17 protein-coding genes are annotated in these 21,360 nt (G+C 44.0%); 9 read left to right on the top strand and 8 right to left on the bottom strand.

Annotation, left to right across the window (positions count from 1 at the left end):
* Positions 1-20 precede the first annotated feature (20 nt).
* The 7 genes from N477_RS02200 to N477_RS02230 all read left to right on the top strand — a co-directional run bounded on the left by N477_RS02200 (position 21) and on the right by N477_RS02230 (position 5,987).
* Positions 21-359 carry a hypothetical protein gene (locus N477_RS02200; protein WP_063360983.1) on the top strand — a complete coding sequence of 113 codons (339 nt, stop codon included), beginning with the start codon at positions 21-23 and terminating at the stop codon, positions 357-359.
* Complete coding sequence (locus tag N477_RS02205) at positions 349-600, top strand: hypothetical protein (RefSeq protein WP_063360984.1); 252 nt, start codon at positions 349-351, stop codon at positions 598-600. Before N477_RS02200 ends, N477_RS02205 begins: the two co-directional genes overlap by 11 nt.
* A gap of 10 nt (positions 601-610) precedes the next feature.
* Positions 611-2,140, top strand: coding sequence for a PepSY-associated TM helix domain-containing protein (locus N477_RS02210; RefSeq protein ID WP_063360985.1), 1,530 nt, complete (start codon positions 611-613; stop codon positions 2,138-2,140).
* 115 nt (positions 2,141-2,255) lie between these two features.
* Positions 2,256-2,867 carry an energy transducer TonB gene (locus N477_RS02215; protein WP_063360986.1) on the top strand — a complete coding sequence of 204 codons (612 nt, stop codon included), beginning with the start codon at positions 2,256-2,258 and terminating at the stop codon, positions 2,865-2,867.
* Complete coding sequence (locus N477_RS02220; RefSeq protein ID WP_063360987.1) at positions 2,867-3,553, top strand: MotA/TolQ/ExbB proton channel family protein; 687 nt, start codon at positions 2,867-2,869, stop codon at positions 3,551-3,553. The genes N477_RS02215 and N477_RS02220 overlap by 1 nt, the downstream gene beginning before the upstream one ends.
* 1 nt (position 3,554) lies before the next feature.
* A complete protein-coding gene (locus N477_RS02225) occupies positions 3,555-3,962 on the top strand; it encodes an ExbD/TolR family protein (RefSeq protein ID WP_063360988.1) in 408 nt (135 codons plus the stop codon).
* A gap of 306 nt (positions 3,963-4,268) precedes the next feature.
* Positions 4,269-5,987 (top strand): alkaline phosphatase D family protein, encoded by a 1,719-nt coding sequence (locus tag N477_RS02230; RefSeq protein WP_063360989.1) that lies wholly within the window; start codon positions 4,269-4,271, stop codon positions 5,985-5,987.
* A gap of 288 nt (positions 5,988-6,275) precedes the next feature.
* Here the strand turns inward: N477_RS02230 and N477_RS02235 are convergent, their stop codons facing one another.
* From N477_RS02235 to N477_RS02245, 3 genes are all read right to left on the bottom strand, one after another.
* A complete protein-coding gene (locus tag N477_RS02235; protein ID WP_063360990.1) occupies positions 6,276-6,797 on the bottom strand; it encodes a hypothetical protein in 522 nt (173 codons plus the stop codon).
* Between the two features lie 217 nt (positions 6,798-7,014).
* On the bottom strand, positions 7,015-7,983 hold the full coding sequence (locus N477_RS02240) for a WD40 repeat domain-containing protein (protein WP_063360991.1): 969 nt from the start codon (positions 7,981-7,983) through the stop codon (positions 7,015-7,017).
* A gap of 700 nt (positions 7,984-8,683) precedes the next feature.
* On the bottom strand, positions 8,684-9,871 hold the full coding sequence (locus N477_RS02245; protein WP_063360992.1) for an NAD(P)/FAD-dependent oxidoreductase: 1,188 nt from the start codon (positions 9,869-9,871) through the stop codon (positions 8,684-8,686).
* 366 nt (positions 9,872-10,237) lie between these two features.
* Here N477_RS02245 and N477_RS02250 point away from each other — a divergent pair, with 366 nt between their 5' ends.
* Positions 10,238-12,376, top strand: a complete 2,139-nt coding sequence (locus N477_RS02250) for a S8 family peptidase (protein ID WP_063360993.1) — start codon at positions 10,238-10,240, stop codon at positions 12,374-12,376.
* A gap of 131 nt (positions 12,377-12,507) precedes the next feature.
* Here N477_RS02250 and N477_RS02255 read toward each other — a convergent pair whose 3' ends face one another.
* From N477_RS02255 to prlC, 4 genes are all read right to left on the bottom strand, one after another.
* Positions 12,508-14,436 (bottom strand): methyl-accepting chemotaxis protein, encoded by a 1,929-nt coding sequence (locus N477_RS02255; RefSeq protein ID WP_063360994.1) that lies wholly within the window; start codon positions 14,434-14,436, stop codon positions 12,508-12,510.
* A 166-nt stretch (positions 14,437-14,602) separates the two neighbouring features.
* The gene (locus tag N477_RS02260; protein WP_063360995.1) at positions 14,603-15,370 is read right to left on the bottom strand and encodes a class I SAM-dependent methyltransferase; all 768 of its coding nucleotides are present in this window, start codon (positions 15,368-15,370) and stop codon (positions 14,603-14,605) included.
* A gap of 86 nt (positions 15,371-15,456) precedes the next feature.
* Positions 15,457-16,611: a response regulator gene (locus tag N477_RS02265; protein WP_063360996.1), complete on the bottom strand. Its 1,155-nt coding sequence runs from the start codon at positions 16,609-16,611 to the stop codon at positions 15,457-15,459.
* Between the two features lie 122 nt (positions 16,612-16,733).
* Entirely contained in the window at positions 16,734-18,779 is a 2,046-nt protein-coding gene (gene prlC / locus N477_RS02270) for an oligopeptidase A (RefSeq protein WP_063360997.1), read from the bottom strand.
* A 152-nt stretch (positions 18,780-18,931) separates the two neighbouring features.
* Between prlC and gorA the strand changes: the two genes are divergently transcribed.
* Entirely contained in the window at positions 18,932-20,290 is a 1,359-nt protein-coding gene (gene gorA, locus N477_RS02275) for a glutathione-disulfide reductase (protein WP_063360998.1), read from the top strand.
* Between the two features lie 84 nt (positions 20,291-20,374).
* Here gorA and N477_RS02280 read toward each other — a convergent pair whose 3' ends face one another.
* Positions 20,375-21,238 (bottom strand): alpha/beta hydrolase family protein, encoded by an 864-nt coding sequence (locus N477_RS02280; RefSeq protein WP_231098068.1) that lies wholly within the window; start codon positions 21,236-21,238, stop codon positions 20,375-20,377.
* Positions 21,239-21,360 lie beyond the last annotated feature (122 nt).

Consider the following 21,360-nt stretch of genomic DNA (forward strand, 5'->3'; position numbering starts at 1 on the left):
AAAGCCGCCAATACGTGACTATGATGATGTATTATTTTTTGCCCAGTTTATGGCTATGCGGCGTGCTGTACTATGCAACCAGCACACGACAGCGATGGCTATCACGTCCCTTATCTGGACGCCTATTGTTACACCTATTTGCACTGATCCTATGCCTGCTCGCAGTGTGGGGCTTTGTGCAAATAGGTATGACAATCGGTGCCGCACTTACTTATACCCTACTATTAAGTATGTTTGCCCTTGCGGCACCGGTTTTTTTAATTCACCACTTTAATCACGCAGTTTGGCCAAGTGTGATTGTGTTTGTGCTAATTGCCACTGCTTTGCATTTTGTTTTTGGAGGCCTTTATGTGGCATAAAACGTTTGCGGGCTTCATCTGCGGTTTAATCACCATCACTTTGCTCCCTAGTAGTTTAATCCATTTTTATAGTGACTTAAGCGCCATCTCCGCTGCTTTTTTCATGACGGTTGGTCTAACCGGTTGGGCATGCATCATGACGTATTGCTATGGCGCAAGCAGTGCCAAAGCGGCTTGGCTTCGCGGCCTATATTGCGCTGCGCCCGCAGTGCTCATTTATCTGACAGCCTTTTTTACCTAATGGTTTCTTCATGTTTTCTAAAGATACTTTAAAAAACCTCACCCATGCGCACACTTGGCTTGGCTTGATTATTTCTGGCGCACTCATGATTATTTTTGTCTGTGGTAGCCTCTCTTTTTATCGCGCTGAGATTCATCAATGGGACCGATTTCATAACTTTCATAAAGCCTTGCCCACAGAGCAAGTCCCCATCAGTCACGTCATTGATAAGTTGCAAGGGCTTGGCTATGACATTCGCTTCAATGACCGAATCAGCATTGATTTACCTAGCGAAAATAAACCGTTTTACACGGTGTTTTTTCTCGCTACACAAGACGGTAAACGACAATATTTAAACTACAGTTTTGCCGCCGATGATGGACGTTTACTCGACCTCGATCGCAATCAGTTTTTTCTTGCCGACATGCTGTATCGCATGCACTACCACCTGTATATTCCAAACATTGGATTTGAACTGGTCGGGATAATCACTTTAATTTTTTTTGTGGTGCTGCTAACAGGCCTGCTCATCCACCTAAAAAAAATCATCAGTCATTACTATCAATATCGGACCAACAAAGCCAAAGATAAATACCTTGATGGCCATATATTGATTGGGGTGAGTGCATTTCCTTATACCTTTATGTATGCACTGACCGGCGTCTATTTCAATCTCGCATTATTATTTCAAGCCAGCTTTGGGTTTGCAGCATTTAATGGCGACTTTAGTGAACTGGATAAAGCGCTTGGTAAACCGGATGCAATACAACAAACAGCCAGTGGCCTGACGCTGCCAACGCAACAATATGATGCCTTGTTATCACACATTAAAACGCGCTACCCAACGCATCAGCTTACCTATCTATTTTCATATGGTATGACAGACAAAGCCGCTCACGTTGAAGTGATTTTGCGCCACCCCGGATCATTGCATGAATATCATAGACTGCGCTTTGCATTAGATGACTTTACGCAACTGAGCGGCGATATCACCAAACATAATCCGGCGCAGGCAAGCGCAGCGACGTTTGAAGCGCTGCATTACGGGACGTTTGGCGGAGATCTCATGCGCTTTTTAATGTTTTTAATGGGTCTTGCGTGCTGTTATTTGATTTTAACCGGTAACCTGATCTGGTTAGAAAAGCGGGCAAAAAAGCGTCAGCAAAGCAAAATAGGTTTGCGCTTTGTCAGTGCAATGACTTTAGCCCTTTCAAGCGGCGTATTCATCTCAGTCGCCATGTGCTTTGTCATCACACGCTTTTTGTCTGAGTATTTTGCGATGCAAAATATACTAGTGCCTGTATTTCATCTCAGTTGGTTTTTTGCCATGCTCCATGCTTTTGTTATAAACGCGCCAAGGCAAGTCATGGTCCAGCAATTAATGGTGGCCGCTTTACTCTTTTTATTGGCGCCCGCCTATGATTTATTCAACGGTATGTTAGCCATACAACCACTATTGCTGGCCGATAAAGGGATATGGTGGGTCAATGGTGCGCTAATGACCATGGCAATACTGTGCTTATTAATAGCAAAGCACTACCACAAAGGCACCACCGAGTAACATCTTAATGCCTAGCTCGCCGTCAATGTCGTATGTTGCTCGGCGGGCTAATTATTGATTAGTATTAAACAATTCAATACCATAAGCATGATTTAAACCAAATAACTGTGATTGGATGATGCGATTTGTTGTTTTGCTAATATTGGTTGCGGCCCTGCACATACTTGTACTGGGGTTTTTGACTGATGATAAAAAAGAAGCAATCTCTATAGTACCGAATCACCTTACAATGACGCTGGCAGAATTACCGCCTCCAGCGGCAAACACACCGCAGCAAAGTGACTTTGCACACACAAACACGCAACAGCACGCCACACCAAATGAAAATGCGAAACCCAAACCATTGGTAAGCACTCACAATCAAGAAATACCTAAACAAAATGGTATCAGTGCAAGAGCTACACCTGCACACCAGAAGCAGCTTGCTAGGCCAGTTAACACGCCGCAGCCAGTCTACCCAGAAGATGCAAAAGCCGCTGGCCAACAAGGCGTTGTCACCATCACGTTTTTGGTCAATGCCCGTGGTGGTGTAGAGTCTCCACGCATTGTCAAAAGCAGTGGCTTTAATACCCTAGATATGGCCGCGAAACGCGCCATTTTAGACTGGTCTTTTTATCCCACATTACTCAATAACGAAGCGGTTTCACACTGGTACCAGCAACGTATTATTTTTGAAATTGAAAAAGCCCACATACATACCAATAAAACCATCGAGCCCACCCCATAATGACAAACATATTTATATATCTCAGCCAGTTTGACCCAATCATTCTTACCATTTTTTTACTGCTTTTAGCCATGTCATGTTTGACTTGGAGCCGAGCACTTCATTTGTGCTGGTCTTTGCTATGTATCAAACGCCAACAAAGTTACGCAAAGCAACTGTGGCATAAACAAGAAACAATGGTCGCATTTCGACAAGCCCATGTATCGCCAAGCCCTAAACTTTTTAAACGCTTTGGTCTGTATTACCACATTGCAAAAGTTGGCAACTTGGCAAAGCAGCAATATCTAGACGCCCCCAGTGAACAACTATCATTGTCTGATTTTCTCGCCAGTCAATTAACGCTGTACAGTAAGCGCGCCTTACCTAAGCATGGCTTGAACTTACTTGCTACCACCGCCGCCTGCGCGCCCTTTATCGGTTTACTCGGCACAGTCTGGGGCATTCACTTATCCCTGAATGTCATTGGCGAGCAAACAACGACAACGCTGACCGCCCTCGCGCCAGCCATTGCTGAGGCACTGATTATCACTGGAGTGGGTATCGCTGTTGCCATTCCAGCAGTGTTGTTTTATAACTTTTTTGCCAAGCAATATGAGCAGCTACAAACTGACCTCAATTATTTTGCCCAGCAGTGGCATAATTACCTATTAACTGGCCACTCGCCTGCACATTTATCGGGATCTTAATATGGATTTTAATCAGCAAGATGGACAGACACCTAGCATTAAAGAGCCCAATATGCTGCCTTTGATTGATGTCATGCTGGTATTGCTGGTCATTGTTCTGATCACCTCCCCTTTGCTCACCAAAGCGCTTAATGTCGATGTCAGCAATGGACAAACTCAAGCCGTACAATCTGCACAGCTCACTCTATCAATTAATGACAAGGGCACATGGCGAGTAAACGGCCAAACGCTTAACCAAGCTCAAGTCAGACACTATTTAGCTGAACAAGCGGAGCAGACAGATTTAAGTGTGCATTTAAATGTGGGCAGTAAAACCCAGTATCAGGATGTGCATGGTTTAATGTCGCTGTTAAACGAGTTAAATATAGATAAAGTCAGTTTTGCAAAGCAGGATGAGCAAAAAAAATAGGCAGGCAGCAACCACACTGCTTGCCTATTGGCTTCTCAAGAAAACTGTACACCTGAACTAAATCACAACTCAATGTCATCACATCGGTATGCATCCACTATATCCTTGAGCCAGGCCAAAAAGATATTACGGCCGATTACTACCAAGTTATGCGCTCGTATATGCGCTGTGCCAAGCGCTGCCAATCAATATCGTTTTCACTCCAAAAATCTCAATACCTGTTGAAAACCGCACTATAATTTTGACTATCACTGACGTTAAACCCGACCGTCCGCATTGATAAACCCGTCGTCCCAAGGAGTAGACATGACAAGATTACCCGACCCCAACCAATATGAGTCAGCCCTACCCAAACTCAACTCTATGTGTATTGTTGGGCATACCACAGACTCCACCGCTAAGATTTGGCTACGCACCTTCACGCCTGGGCAATGGTATATTGTCCTCGTTGAAGCCGCCCACATAGACACAATCAAAACCCGCCTTGACGAATTTAGCTCTCACCCTGATGATGTCTGCTTCAGTGGCGCAGGTATAATAAAGTACCCAGTCGATACAGAAGAAAAATATGACAATTGTGCCTGTGTCACGCTAGAACACTTAAGTCCAGACACTTGCTATCATTACTTTTTATTTGCCTATGGCGATACCCACCAGACACTGCCGAGAAAAATTGAAAAAGGTTATCGTATCGAGCACACCTTCTACACGGATCAATCAGGGTCCAATTGGCGTGACTTTAGTTTTGGGTTTTATAGTTGTCACGACCCCTTTGGACAGAAGTCGATTACAGATGGCTTATGGCCAGATCTGTGCGAAGCACTTAAAGCAAGGAACACCCGCTTTGTAATAGGCGGCGGCGATCAAGTCTACTGTGATACCCATGGCAAACGAGCGCAGTCAAAGTGCAAACAGGTTCAACCTGACATTGAAGATTTATGGGATTGGCTCAGTCGCCACAAAAACGCGTTATATGACGCCTACACCGAACAAGGCACACTCAACAAAGAAGGCGTTATAGACTACTTAGCCAAGCTTTATCGCATCTACTATCGAATTTATTGGAACTTCGGCTCGCAGCAATCGGTATATCGCGCTTACCCTCAATACATGATGTGGGACGACCATGAGATTATGGACGGCTGGGGCTCACTCACCAAAGCGCAGCGAATAGATAAACTAAGTATCTTTTTTGGTTACGATGATGACCATATAAACGCGACCATCGCGCGCTTGGCATACCAAGCCGCTAAGAGAGCTTATTTGGATTATCAGCATTTGCATAATCCAGATACGAATGTGTCGACCAGACATTATGATATCGAAGATAACCAGCAACAATGGGACTACGGATTTATAAAAGGCCCTATTGGTGTTTATGTGCTTGATACACGCTCGCACCATGATGTGGAAAACCAAGCAGACGGCGCGCGTTTATTGGGCCCTGAGCAAATGATACGCTTTACACAGTGGCTTAGCGACACAGCAACCAGCGGTGTGAAAGCCATCTTTATTGTCACTGCCGTCCCCGTCGTGCATTGGAATGACGCGGTAATGAATAACATGGAGCTACTTTTAAAGATTTTTGGAGCCATGGACGATGCCATTGATGAATGGGGCAATGACACCAATATCAAAGAGCGAAATATCATGTTAGACCATGTGTTTGAGCTATCCCATGCCAATCAAGTTCCCATCACCTTTTTAAGCGGTGATGTGCACTGCGCATCTGCTTTCAAGATCTCATCCCCGACCTTCCCCAACGCCAAGGTGATGAACATCACCTCCAGTGCCATCTCTCGAAAACCGCCACCAAAAATGGCTGCCGTTGCCATCGATAGCAGCAAAAAGATGTATCGCTCAACCCATATCAAGATAGAAAACATATTTGAAATGGCAGGTAAAAATAACTTTTTAGTGGTCGATATCTCTGAGCAAAACAATGCCTTGTCGATTATCGCCAACGTCTATTATGGCAAGCCCAATGATGATGAATTGCAGAGGGAAGAGATAAGGATTGTTTGATGGTGGCTTTGCAGTATGTGTTGCTAAGCAATCATATTGTCGAAAGTACCTTTATTAAATTGTGCTATCAGCACCGTTATAAATATTAACAGGTTAGAGCTGTGTATCGCTCTAACCTTAACGAAGTTCAGTAGTTTGAGTTTTCAATATGTAATGAAGGCTACTTTGCGCTTAAAAATTTTAGGAGTACAAAGGCAGTTTTAACGCATTGTTTTGTATGAAAAGAGTTCTACTTACGAACTCTGCTAAAACTGGAGCAGCTAAAATTGCTCGTAACTCCTTTCTCAATCAATTTGCACAAAGACCCTTTTGGTCTAGAAGCCATTCCATGCCGCCATTTTTCAAAATTGATTCTGCTGTTGTTGTTGAAACTTGCGTTATATTGGCTTCGCTTACAACATTCAGTAAGCTCGCAGGCAAACCGATTAATACTTCACGTTGCTTTTGCACTTCGTAACTATCTAAGCCATTCAAAGCAGTAAAAAAGTAATTTACTGAAGCAGGAACATCGCTGATATCATAATTCAACAAATCCATACAAACTTTAGCAGCTCTTTTTGCGATATCTTGCTCAGCCTGTTCGATTGCAGCTACTACACTTTGAATTTCACCATCACTGGCAAATCTCTCGTCTTTCAACATTGATTTAATCACTCTGAAAGTAAAGCGAGTATGCGCCTCACTCATTTTTACTATAGAAGTAGCAGAGCTGTTAGGGTTTGCTATCGGTGCATCCACTCTTGCACCTGCTGCAGTTGCCAACAAAGGCATACAGACAAGTGCTAGTATCATATGTCTTATCAAATCCATTGCTTTTCATTCCTTGAAATTTGAAGTCCTCAAATTTCATCAGATCCTTTTTTAGATATTAATTAAACGCGGTTTTGCAAACAGTTTAAACGTTAAATACGCTATATGCTTTGACGAAACCACGCCACAATTTAGTGCAAATAAAGAAGCAAAAACATCAATAATTCACTTGGGGTTAATTATTCAAACCAACAAACAATACAGTCCTAAATTGGACTTAAAGCAGCGTATTTATTAGCCAAGTTTCCACAACGCCATCATTTGTCTCACTGATGACAACTTGCTTAGACTCATTCACCGCGATGCTTAATACTGAAGCTCGATTTCGACCATCGACTTTATTCGCCATAAACTTTGCAATTAAATCCCCATCTGCAACACGCCAGATCTGCACTTTTTGGTTTGGAGAAGCGGTAAGTAACCACTGATCATTGTTAATAAATACCGACTGATTAAACTCTATGAAGTTGCCAAATGTAGATAAGGACGAGCTTAACTCTTGTGCTTTTAAATCAATAAACTGACGAGCATCCACAGAGTCCAGTACAAATGCCTTAGTCGCGTCTGCATTTAGAGAAACATGGTTGACTCTGGTAGAGAATTTATAAGACTGTAATTCTTTGCCTGTTTGTACATCCCACAGCTTAGCGAATTTATCACTGGAGCCTGTCATCGCAGTACGCCCATCAGCAGAAAGCGCCACGGTGTTTACATCTAAGTCGTGTAATTTGTATAGCGATCGGCTATTAGTTCTGACATTTATCACTTCCGTTTTGCCGCTTCTATACCCTAACAGTAAAGTTTCACCGTCATTAGATATCGCAATATCTCTAATAATATTTTCACCACTTGACCATGCGCCTAAGGGCTTGCCAGACTTTGTAGAAAATAAGCTGACAGACAGCCTGTTGGATATATAAAACACACTGGCGTTTTCAGCTATCCCTGACAACTCAATATTGCCCTCAGCGATACAGGGAAACACTTTTTTATCTGAGAGGTTACTCCATAAGCAAACTTCATTTTGCCTTGCAATAATAGACAAAGCACCGTCATGAGAGAGATCAGATGATTGTACTAACCCTGAGCCATGTTGCTTTTGGGAGCTTGCTGGCGCTTCAAAGTGAGAGCCCCAAAAACAGCCCGTTAATAATAACGAGAAGGCCATAGCGGATATTTTTTTCATTTTTATATTCCTTTCAATATTAGGCGCTAAGGCCAATAATCTTGTTTCCGAATAAACGTTCACAACTGCAGATATTACTCTTGGCATAATCCAACAAATTATCTGATTGGACAATTTGCTTTGAACGGTCGTCGCAATCCACGCTCATAAAGTCGCCAAACCAAAATTCCAAATTAGAAACAAATGGAGTCAGGTTCCGCATTTTGCATGGTGATATTGCGTTTTTCAACGAGAGGTATGTTCTCAATGCTTTTTAATATGTGTGTGAGTTGCTCATTTCACCTTGCACAAAAGTCATTGTTCAAACTGACAGCGCTGCAAAATGGTTTCTGACTTTTGTCAGAATGACGAGGGGTAGAGTGCACATAAACTTAGCGCCTCAGCCAAATGGCACCTGTCCTTAGTCAGAATAACGAGGGCAGGCTCTTTGATATAAAGGCTTCAGGCAACACCACTTCCCTTTCTATGACGCCTGAAAATAAGCAATTGATGAGTCGTGTACTGGCATTGATGCGGGCCAAAGCATGCAGGTACACGAATGTTCTAATCAGGACTTTTTAATATGTGTGTGAACTGCTCATTTTGCATTGCGCAAAAGTAACCTTGCTTCGCAACGTATATTTTGCACCTATGTGCAGATACAATATAGGGGCGAAGCGATCACCCCTTTGTTACAAACTTTATTGTTCCTAAACTAAAACTAGCACACCTGCCCACATGCCCAGCCGCTAGACCATGCATATTGGAAATTATAGCCGCCAAGCCAGCCGGTGACTTCGGTGACTTCACCAATAAAGTACAGGCCTTTGGCTTTTTTCGCTTCAAACGTTTTAGAGCTTAGCTCGTCACTGTCGACGCCACCTAACGTGACCTCTGCGGTGCGGTAACCTTCTGTACCGTTGGGTTTTATTTGCCAAGCAGTTAATGTCGCGGCGATGGTATCAATCTCACCATGAGTTAGTTGGTTAGCTGGTTTATCAGGTATGCTGTTATCGTTAATTAACGCATCAACAAAACGTTTTGGTAGCAGTTGTCCAAGCAGGTTTTTAACAGACTTTTGGCCTTGGTTTTGACGCCAATCGTGCAGTAGTTCAGCAATGTTTGTATCTGGTAATAAGTTGATACTGACCGCCTGCCCAGCTCGCCAAAACGAGGATATCTGTAAAATGGCAGGGCCCGACAGGCCGCGGTGAGTAAACAAGATGTTTTCTCTAAACTGCGTGCCATCATCACTGGTCACTAGACTATCCACACTGATCCCAGACAAGCCTTCAAAGCGCGCTTTATCGTGGTCGTGCAAGGTAAAAGGTACTAGTGCTGCGGTTGTTGGCAGTAAATTTAAACCAAACTGCTCTGCAATTTTGTAACCGATTGGTGTTGCCCCCAGCTTTGGCATGGTTAGACCGCCTGACGCGACCACTAAAGAAGTACAACTAAATGTATGCTCTGAAGTAGTGACTATATATAAGCCTTGCTCGTCACGTTCCACATTGAGCACTTCATTACGTAAAAAGACTTCAACGCCGGCCCACTCACATTCAGTCATCAAAATATCAACGATGTCCTGCGCGCTGTTATCACAGAATAGTTGCCCAAGTGTTTTGTGGTGATAATTTAAACCATGACGGTCCACCAGCTCAATGAAATCATGCTGGCTATAACGGCTTAAACTGGATTTTACAAAGTGAGGGTTGGCACACAGATAGTTTTCTGGGCTGGCATTTTCATTGGTAAAATTGCAACGACCACCACCGCTAATGAGAATTTTTCTTCCCACTTTTTTACCCATATCAACAATAGCGACCTTTCGGCCTCTGTAACCAGATTGCGCCGCACACATTAATCCAGCGGCACCTGCGCCGATGATCACCACGTCAAATTGCAACATTGTATACTCTGAAACGAAAAACTTATGCCGCAATTATAACTTTTTTTAAGCTTGAGGGGGAGTTTATAGTTCAAAACACAACCAAAAAAGCATATTTCTATCACTTTTTAGAATATGAGATAAATCATTTACATTTTTTTACATTGCAAAATAGTTTATTCTTTAACCAGGAATATTTTGATAAAGTTTAATAAAAACATAATGATAATGAAATAATAAAGCCTTTTATCCATCTCCTTATAACTAAATCAATAGTGTAAATAACAAAACAATACTTTCACAAAAAGAACAATGAATTTACGTTTGTTAACCTCTTGGCTCAGAGAGGTTGCCAAGAAAAACAACAAGTAAAACAAGGGTAAAAAAATGACAACAGGAAATTTTAAATTAGCAGCAATATCAATGGCTGTGACAGGATTACTTTCAGCAAACGCAGTAATGGCAATGCCAGAAGGTGTTAACACACAAGTTGAGTTATTAGCGCCAGCACTGCCAAGCCAAGCCCAAATCGCACAAAAACTAGAATCACAAAGCGGTTTTGGTACGCAGTTCATCATCAAATATAAAAACAACAACAGCGGCAATGACATCATGTCACTTTCAAGTGTCGATATGTCTCCTGCCATGATGAATACACGCGCTCGCAGTTTCGTAAAAGGCTTCAACAGCAAGCGTGCAGCAGCTAAAGCGCAGTACGTTCGTCCGATGGCGCTTTCAAACCACCACGTAATGCGTGCAGACAAGAAACTTAATGCAGCAGAAACACAAAAATTCATGCAAGACATGATTGCATCAGGCAACGTTGAGCACATCGAAGTTGACCAAATGCTACAGCCATTTGCTGCACCAAACGATCCAAGCTATAGCTCACAGTGGCACTACTTTGAAGCAGCAGGTGGTATTAATGCACCAGCAGCTTGGGACAAAGCGACAGGTAGTGGTGTGGTAGTTGCGGTACTAGATACAGGTTACCGTCCGCACGCTGACTTAAACGCAAATATCCTACCAGGTTACGACATGATCTCTAACCTGTCAGTAGCAAATGACGGCGGCGGTCGCGACAGCGATGCACGTGACCCAGGTGATGCAGTGACAGCCAACGAGTGTGGTTATACTCACAGCGCACGTAACTCAAGCTGGCACGGTACACACGTTGCCGGTACTGTTGCTGCGGTAACTAACAATGGTGAAGGTGTTGCCGGTGTTGCTTATGATTCTAAAGTTGTACCAGTACGTGTACTTGGTAAGTGTGGTGGTTTAACGTCTGATATCGCAGATGGTATCATCTGGGCATCAGGTGGTTCAGTCGCTGGTGTCCCTGCAAACGCCAACCCAGCTGATGTTATCAATATGAGTTTAGGTGGTAGCGGTGCATGTAGCTCTACGACACAAAATGCGATTAACCAAGCGCGTGCAAACGGCTCTGTGATTATTATCGCTGCGGGTAACGACAACGACAATGCAAACAACTACAACCCAGGTAACTGTGCTGGCATCGTCAACGTTGCATCTGTAGGTCGTGACGGTGGCCGTGCATACTACTCAAACTACGGCTCTTCAATTGACGTTGCAGCACCAGGTGGCGCGCAAAGCTTCGCCAATGACCCTGAAGGCATTCTTTCTACTTATAACTCAGGCAGCAACACACCTGTGAGCGATAGCTATAGCTACTCACAAGGTACGTCGATGGCAGCACCACATGTTGCAGGTATTGCAGCGCTTATCAAGCAAGCAAAACCTACTGCAACGCCTGACGAAATCGAAACAATTCTTAAAAATACCACACGTAGCTTCCCTGCAACGTGTACTAACTGTGGTACTGGTATCGTTGACGCAAACGCAGCTGTTGATATGGCACTTGGCAATGACAATACAAACCCAGGTGACAATGTATTAGTTGATGGTGAAGCAAAAACAGGCCTAAGTGGTGCAAAAGATGCTGAAGCTTTCTTCACATTTGAAACGCCAGCTGGCGCAAGCAAAGTCACGTTTACAATGAGCGGTGGCACAGGTGATGCTGACCTTTACGTCAGAGCAGGTGCTAAGCCAACAACAACAACGTATGACTGTCGTCCATATGAAGGCGGTAACAACGAAGTGTGTACTATCGATAACGCTTCTGGCACATATCACGTAATGATGCGCGGTTATTCAGCGTATAGCGGTGTAAGCCTTGTTGCAAACGCAGAAAGCACAGGCACACAACCTGGTGGTATCACTGAGACAAACCTGTCTGCATCAACAGGCAACTGGAGCCGTCACCAAGTGACTGTCCCTGCTGGCATGTCGAGCCTAACGGTTAAAATCTCAGGTGGTTCAGGTGATGCTGACCTTTATGTAAACCCAGGTAGCGCTCCTTCAACGTCTACTTACCAGTGTCGTCCATATGAAGGCGGTAACGCTGAAACATGTACCATCACTAACCCAGCTGCTGGCGTTTGGCACATTGGTCTACGTGCATACCGTACTTTCTCTGGTGTGACACTAGACGCACAGTACAAATAATCCCTAGCACTTAATGTAACAAACTAAGCCGGAGTAACTCCGGCTTTTTACATCCCGCGTCAGCTACATTAAGACAATAAAAAAGCCAAACATTTGTTTGGCTTTTTGCTTACTCTCACGTTAATCATTGATTATGACTGCAAACCCAAACTTGCCCTGATCTGCGCCATTTGCTGTTCTAAGCGCTGTTGAATATCACTGATCTGTTGGTTTGACCCACTCACCTGCGCTTTCATCGTCGCCATAGAGCTGCTAAAACTATCTACCAATTCGGTTTGCTGATTACTCAGTGACATCGCATCCGCGGCGACTTGGCTGGCACCTTGTGCACGCTCAGCAACGCCTTCTGAGTTTCGCTTTAACTCTTGGGCATGTTCAGTTTGCTGCTGCGCCTCTTGGGCTAATGCACTGATCTGATTTGATACCTTACTGGAATTATCACTTAAAATATTAAGCTGCGCATTGATGTCTGTAAGCGAGTCCTGCGTTTGACGGGCAAGCTTTCTCACTTCATCGGCCACTACCGCAAAGCCTCGGCCGTGCTCACCGGCACGTGCAGACTCAATGGCCGCGTTCAGTGCCAATAAGTTAGTTTGCTCAGCAATGGTGTGGATCATCTCTATCACCTTGCCGACATCTTCAACCCCAACGAGCAATTCATTGAGACTCACCAGCCCTTGATCCACACGGCTTTGTGTACTTGAGCTGGCCTTGAGCATAGACTCTGCAAAGCCGACACTTTGCGTCATCGCATTAAACGTATCACTGGCGTTATCAGCCACTTGCTGATTGATATTACTGGCTTCAAAACCGATTGATTTGATCTCATCCAGCTGATGTTGGTTATGCGCTACCTGCTCATAGGTATGCTCTGACTGCTGACTAATGCTGGCCAAGTTTCGATTCATGTCTTGCATAAAGTCGTTGATCACTTGCAGCATTTGTTCGCGCTCTTGTGCTTCTACCCGTTGTCTTTCAATCAATTGATTAAAGTACTGGGCAATTTCACCCACTTCAGTATTGGCTCGCTTACACTTAATCTGTTTCAGCTCATTACTCTCAATTAAAAAGGCAAAGCCATCTCGTAAGTTGCGCAGCGGCGTCAGCACTTGACTAAACTGCACCCAATACACACCAACAGCCAGCAATACGAGCAAGCCAATGGCAGCGCCAAAAATAGTAAATACTTGAGACTTGAGCTCTACCTGACGGCGCTTTAACTGCTCGCCTGCATCTAACATCAGTGCAGATAATTGCTTAATATCATCACGCAGTGCCGTGATCCCCGCTTGGCGTTGCTGTGCCTGACGTAGTGTATTTTCTAAGTCACGGCTGAAGCGATTTGGCCAGCTACTCAATTCAGACTTGATCTCTTGCGCTAAATCTTCAGGCTCTTCCCCCAGAAAAAGCTCATCCTCATCCACTTCGGTCATTACGCCTAAATCATCTAGCCTATCAATTTGCGATGCGAAGGTTTGTAGTCTGTTGAGTGATTTGTGCAAGCTTTGCTGTGTTGCTTGGTCGTAGTGCAACACCAGTTGGTAGGTATAAATACTTAAATTGGTGGTTTCAAAATAGTAATCGGACGCCAATGCATAATAGCGATCACTCAGAGCATGGCCTTGCGCCTGTGCAACATAATTCATCAATGAGGAAGCTGAGCCCGCCATTTGCCGCAGTGCATTATCAAGTAGTGCTAATTCATTGCCCGATAATTTGCCCAGCGCTCGATACTTACCCTGAATATCACCATTTAATGCATCTAGTTGCTTTTCCATATCCGTCATTGCATCACTAGACATGGTTGCTAAGTGCTTATTTTTGATTATATTGATCTGCGCGCTGGCCTGATTTAAATACAGGCTATCACCTGAGCTGAGGTAATCTTCAACCGTACCAGCTAAATCAATTAAAACCGTATTTTTAAGCTGAGTATATGCGCTATCTTGCTGATCTAACTTACTAAACACCTGACTTGCCCACAATAAGGTCGCCGCAAGAATGATACTGGCAATGGCTAACAACACCGCCAGCAGCCGAGTGAAAGATGAAACACGCATATGTACTACAATCCCAAAAAGTGAATTTCGGGCTCAGAGTATTAACCTTTTATGACACTTTGATGTAAGTTGTTTGCAAAATAAGCAATCTCAGATAAAAGCATACTTTTTTAGTATGCTTTTTGTGTACAAACTCGCGACAAGGTAAAAGTCTGCGTGTAGATGTTTACTTCATCGCCGCGTTGACATAGACATCAAAACGGTTCTTCTTAGTGGTAATTTGCATGCTGGGTGTGTGTGAATTTAAAAACGGTGCGTAATCTGGGCGTTTTACCACAACTCGCTTGGTCGCCAATTGAGTCGCAAAAGGCAGCAAGGCGTCGGCGTCATTGTCTGCACCAACTAAGGATTGAAACACGCGCATTTCTTTTTTCACTTGTGCGGATTTTTCACGGTGCGGAAACATAGGGTCTAGATACACCACATCAGGGCGTCTCGACTCATCCTGCATTGCCTGTTCAAGTAGTGCGTGGCTTGAACCAAATGCGATATGCATATTCTCTTGCATCCAGCTGCCAATTTCTGCATCTTGATAGGCGCGCTGCAATCCGTCATATAAAAGCGCTGCGACTACGGGGTGCCTTTCATGCATCAATACTTTACAGCCTAAAGACGCCAATACAAATGCATCGCGTCCAAGACCCGCAGTGGCATCGAGCACCACAGGCGTTACGCCTTTATTTAATCCAACCGCCTTGGCAATGGCTTGACCTTTGCCACCACCAAACTTACGTCGGTGGGCACTGGCCCCAGTGACAAAATCGACACGAATGGCCCCAAGCTTTGGCTCATCTTTTTTAAATAGCGCCAACCCCGCTTCATCATAAACCAAACGAAACTCCTCATCGAGCGCTTGGTGTTTATCTAACTCAAAGCGTTTTGTGATCTCATCTAAATAAGAACGGTTTTCTTCAAATGGCGTGTGAATATACAACTGCAGGCTCCTGTCGGTTAAGCCTGCAGATTATATCGCTTAATGAAGGAAAAAAGAATCCAATCGACGCTGTTGTGTCGCATCGACTAAAACAATTCAATGTCGGTTTGTGCGGGTACCTCATCCTCTCCCCAAGGCTTAGCCATTTGATTGAGGCTTTGAATAAGCTCTTGGCGTACTTGAGTGATTTCACCCAGCTTATAGCGAATAATTGAAAACTCATCATTCACAAATAAAAAATGTTCACTCAAGCGCTCAAGAGACACCTTATGCGCTTCATTCAGTCCGGTTTTAACAGCGTCATCTTTAACAAATTGCTCAAACTCCGCGACCTTCGCGCCATAAATCTCACCAATGCCACCAAGCTGCTCACTCAACTGCGCAAATGCCAAGCCAATTTCCTCAACCTTATTCAATGCCACTTCGCTCACTTCCATATCTTTTATTTTGGCATTGGTGGCCTCGAGAATATGCGGCAGCAAATCTTTAAAGCGGCCATAAAGCGCAGGATCATCGGTAGGCATGTTTTTAATTAATAAGGATACTTTGGGGTAATTAATAATAGTGCGGCGACCAAAATCAACAAACCGGCTGCCCTCTTTGTTGGTTTCTAACAACTCTTGCTCTATTGGTTGTATTGCACCTTCTTGGGAAAAGAATACCGCTTGATTGTGGTACCAAAAAGCCAGCGCCACCTCTAAATTGAGCGGCGTAAAAAACTCTAAAAAGTACTCCGACAGAGTGGTTAAATCATGGGCATGGTAAGACTGGCCGACATAACGCATGATACGACCCATATCTCCAGAGTCTGTCATGGCGATTTCAGCGGTTATTTGCGCCCTTTGCATGTCTTGCTTAAGCGCCACCGATTGACGGCGGTAATCATCCAAGACTTTGATCCGCGCCAATAATTCAGACCCTTCAAATGGCTTTACAATGTAATCAGCGGCTCCCGCATTATACCCGCGCATACGTTCGCTAATATCTGATTTGGAAGATAAGAACATTACGGGAATATCTGCGGTGTGCTCTCCTGCTTTTAGGCGTTCACACACTTCAAAGCCAGACATGCCCGGCATTTCCACGTCGAGCAAAATAATATCCGGTTGATATTTAATTGCTAACCTTAAGCCCTGCTCGCCATTTTTTGCGTGGATCAATTTACAACTTTGCGATAATGACTGCTCGATAACATGGTGAATGAGCTTGTCATCGTCAATGGCAAGCACTAAATTTGTCATATGGCTTTCCCTACAAGATCAGGTCTTTACCAAAGCATAGACGGAACTGTTTATTTTGCGAGTGCAAAAACAACAAAGCGCCCTTTCGGACGCTTTGTTCATATGAAGATTGCAATACGCGTTTATGCGGCTTTGCCAATACCACTGTGACGCAACAATGCATCAACTTGTGGCGAACGACCTCTAAAGCGCTGGAATAACACCATAGGCTCTTCTGAACCGCCCATTTCTAGGATGTTTTCCATAAAGTCTTTACCTGTTTGCGCATTGAAGATGCCTTCTTCTTCGAAGCGAGAATAGGCATCTGCTGACAGTACCTCAGCCCATTTATACGAGTAGTATCCTGCGCTATAGCCCCCGGCAAAAATATGACTAAAGCTATGCTGGAATCGGTTAAACTCTGGCGCTTTAATAATGGCGACTTGCTCTCTGACTTGGTTCAGTCTCGCTTGAATTTGGCACGCTTCATCTTGCTGATAATCGGCATGAATATGGAAATCAAACAATGAGAACTCAATCTGTCTGAGCATTTGCATGGCTGATTGATAGTTTTTAGCCGCCAGTAACTTTTCTAATAACGCTTTTGGTAGCGGCTCACCACTTTCGTAGTGCCCAGATATAAAGCTCAGCGCCTCTTCTTCATAGCACCAGTTTTCTAAAAACTGACTTGGAAGCTCGACCGCATCCCATGCCACACCATTAATGCCCGCAACAGCAGGCGCATCAATTTGCGTTAGCATGTGGTGAATACCATGACCAAACTCGTGGAATAACGTGGTGACTTCGTTATGCGTAAATAGCGCTGGTTTATCACCAACCGCTTTATTAAAGTTACATACCAAGTAAGCAACCGGTGTCTGCAATGTGCCATCTGACAATGTACGTCGGCCCATACAATCGTCCATCCAAGCACCACCGCGTTTGTGTTCACGCGCATATAAATCTAAATAAAAATGACCGCGCAGCACGCCGTTGTTGTCATGGATAGCAAAAAAGCGCACATCTTCGTGGTAACTGTCAAAGTCACTCACTTCAGTGACTTTAATGCCAAATAGGCGATTAACGGTCTCGAATAACCCACTTAACACGCGATCCGCTGGGAAGTAAGGACGTAATAATTCATCTGAGATGGCATATTTGGCCTGTTTTAGCTTTTCACCATAATAGCCATAATCCCAAGCTTCTAGCTGCTCAACCTGATGTTCATCTTTGGCGAATGCTCTCAATTCATCAACTTCTTGCTGCGCTTGAGGCTTAGACTTTTTCGCCAAATCATTTAAAAAATCAAAAACTTGTGATGGTGTTTCAGCCATTTTGGTTGCCAGCGACTTATCTGCAAAGCTATCAAAACCTAATAGCACAGCTAATTCGTGACGCAGTGCAAGCTCTTCCGTCATGATCGCTGAGTTATCAAACTCGCCACCATTTGGGCCCTGATCTGATGCGCGCGTCACAAATGCGCGATACATTTGCTCACGCAAGTCGCGATTGTCTGCGTACGTCATAATCGGTAGGTAAGAAGGAATATCTAGCGTAAATACCCAGCCTTCAAGCTCTTTTGCTTGTGCAGTATGTGCAGCTAGGGCCAGCGCTGATTCTGGCAAACCACCTAAATCGGCTTCATTAGTGACATGTAAATGCCACGCTTGAGTAGCATCCATCACATTGTTACCAAATTTTGCGCCCAGCTCAGAAAGTCTGGCACTTATCTCGCCATACCGTTTTTGTCCCGCTTCATCCAAAGCAATACCCGTTAATTTAAAGTCCCTTAGCGTATTTTTAATGGTTTTTTGTTGTGCTGTGCTTAAGCTTTCAAACTCGACGCTTTGTGCAATTGATGAGTACGCTTGGTATAAACCTTGGTGCTGGCCAACATACGTTGAGTATTCTGAAATCAGTGGTAGGCACTCATCGTACGCTTTTCTTAATTCTTCATTGTTAACAACTGAGTGCATGTGAGACACTGGGGACCACATTTTAGATAGCTTATCATCTGCTTCTTCAAGAGGTTGAACAAAATTTTGCCAATTAAACTGCGTCTGCTCAAGCACTGAATCTATGGTTTTACGACAGTATTCAATGGCTGACTTGAGTGCAGGTACAACATGCTCAGGCTTTATTTTTGAAAATGGCGGTAATCCTTCAAGGCCAATTAATGGGTTGCTCATAGTGTCTCTCTTAATTTTTTATTTCCTGAATAAACTTGAAATAAGGGCTAATAGCGCAAATACAAGTAAAACTTACTAATCTAGTTGAAAGTTATGGCGTATAAAAGCTGTCATACTAAGACTAGTTCAGCGAATTCAGAAGAGGAAACATTATGGCTCAACATTTTGACTACATTGCCATTGGCGGTGGTAGCGGTGGTATCGCATCAGCAAACCGAGCGGCAATGCGTGGCGCAAAGGTCGCCCTTGTCGAAGCAAAACACATGGGGGGCACCTGTGTGAATGTCGGGTGTGTACCTAAAAAAGTAATGTGGCACGGCGCGCAAGTTGCTGAAGCCATCAAACTTTATGCACCAGATTATGGCTTTGACGTTGAGCTAAAAAACTTCAATTGGGCCAAATTAGTTGAAAGCCGTGAGGCTTATATTGGCCGTATCCACCAAGGTTACAACAAATACCTTGCCAGCAATGGCGTTACCGTGATCAATGGTTTTGCCAAGTTTATTGATAATAAAACCATCGAAGTAAATGGCGAACAGTACACCGCAGATCATATTTGTATTGCGGTGGGCGGTCGTCCAAGCATTCCAAACATTCCAGGAGCAGAGCACGGAATAGACTCAAATGGCTTTTTTGAGTTAAATGAGCAGCCACGCCGTGTTGCCGTCATTGGCGCAGGTTATATTGCTGTAGAGCTTGCTGGCGTATTACACAGCCTAGGCACGGAAACTCACCTATTTGTTCGTAAACATGCTCCACTGCGCAACTTTGACCCTATGGTGGTTGAAACGCTCACTGAAGTCATGGAAAAAGAAGGCCCAACATTACACACTAACTCAACGCCTAAAGAACTCGTGAAAGAGGCTGATGGTTCAGTGACTCTACACCTTGAAAATGGTGAATCACACACTGTTGACCAAGTGATTTGGGCGATTGGTCGCGAGCCTGTAACTGATAAAATCAACCTTTCAGCAACTGATGTGGATGTTACTGAAAGAGGCTTTGTGAAGGTTGATGAGTGGCAAAATACCTCAGTACCTGGTATTTACGCACTTGGCGATATCATGGAAGGCGGCATCGAGCTGACACCTGTTGCAGTGAAAGCGGGCCGTATGCTGGCTGAGCGCCTATTCAATCCAGAACTGCCTAACGCCAAAATGGATTACAACCTAGTCCCGACTGTGGTATTCAGTCACCCACCGATCGGCACCATAGGTTTAACGGAACCCGAAGCCAAAGCGCAATATGGTGAAGACAACATCAAGGTATACAACTCGACGTTTGCAGCCATGTACACAGCAGTGACACAACATCGTCAACCATGTCGCATGAAGTTAGTATGTGCAGGCCCTGAAGAAAAAATCGTCGGCTTACACGGCATTGGCTTTGCCGTTGATGAAATGATCCAAGGCTTTGGTGTCGCAATGAAAATGGGCGCAACCAAAGCAGACTTTGATTCTGTCGTCGCTATCCATCCAACAGGCTCAGAAGAGTTTGTAACAATGCGATAATTTCCACCAAAAATGCAAAAAGCGCACACTGATTAAACAGTGTGCGCTTTTTAAATATTAACTCATCAAAGGCGTGTTTTGACTTTATAGATAAGTGTGAAACCAGCTAGATAGCTCAGAAAACGCGGCCTCTCTATTCAGATCTAAACCATGATTATCACCTTGGTAAACAACCAATTTGTGCGGCACCTTGTGTTGCGCTAATGCTTTTGCAAATCGAATTGAGTTATCCACCGATACGCGTTTATCTTTGTCACCGTGCATAATCAAAATAGGAGTCTGCTTTGGCAATTTATCTACCCATGTCATCACGGAACGCTTTGCTAATTGGGCATGTTTCTCAGCGCTGTAATTCGGGATCCGTTTTTTATAAACTTTTTCCATCGCAGGACGAAACTCAAGTTCTTTGTTTAGATCGACAACCCCAGCCTGAGTGGCAATGACTTTCACTGCTGGCATCTCTTTTACCGCTAAGTGTGTTTGCATTGCACCGCGACTGACACCATACATGCCGACCCGATTAATGTCTGCCCCTTCAATGTTCGGTAAAATATCCATTAACGCTGTTACATCTGCCACGTCTGCGCCACCAAATTGATCTAGGGTGTCGTTGCGTGAGAAGGTGCCTCTATACTGGCTGCCAATAATGATGAACCCTTCTTTGGCAAGCGGAAAAACATTCCTCATTAAATGCCCGAACACCACCGCACCATAATTGCCATTACCGCCTCTGTTGTAAATAATGACTGGCATTTTCTTCTTATTATTAATAGGCTTCACAACAAAGCCTCTGACGTCTTGCCCCTTCACTTGATAAATAAAGGTTTCGCATGTCAAATGCGCTTTGAAATCATTAAATGCTTGTTCACTAAACATAGATTGGAAATGAGATATTCTCTTTTGTAGCGCTTGCTCGTTTAACCCCTTTTTTGCAAACTTCTTCTCCATAAAATCAATCCAATGACTGTATTGTGAAAAAGGTCCCTTATAGCAGCTTTGCACAGACTTCAAGTCGGTACTGGTTGCCTGAGAATTAAAAGAAAACAACAAAAATATAAACAATATCAAAA

The organism is Pseudoalteromonas luteoviolacea H33-S, assembly GCF_001625695.1.
GTDB lineage: Bacteria > Pseudomonadota > Gammaproteobacteria > Enterobacterales > Alteromonadaceae > Pseudoalteromonas > Pseudoalteromonas luteoviolacea_B.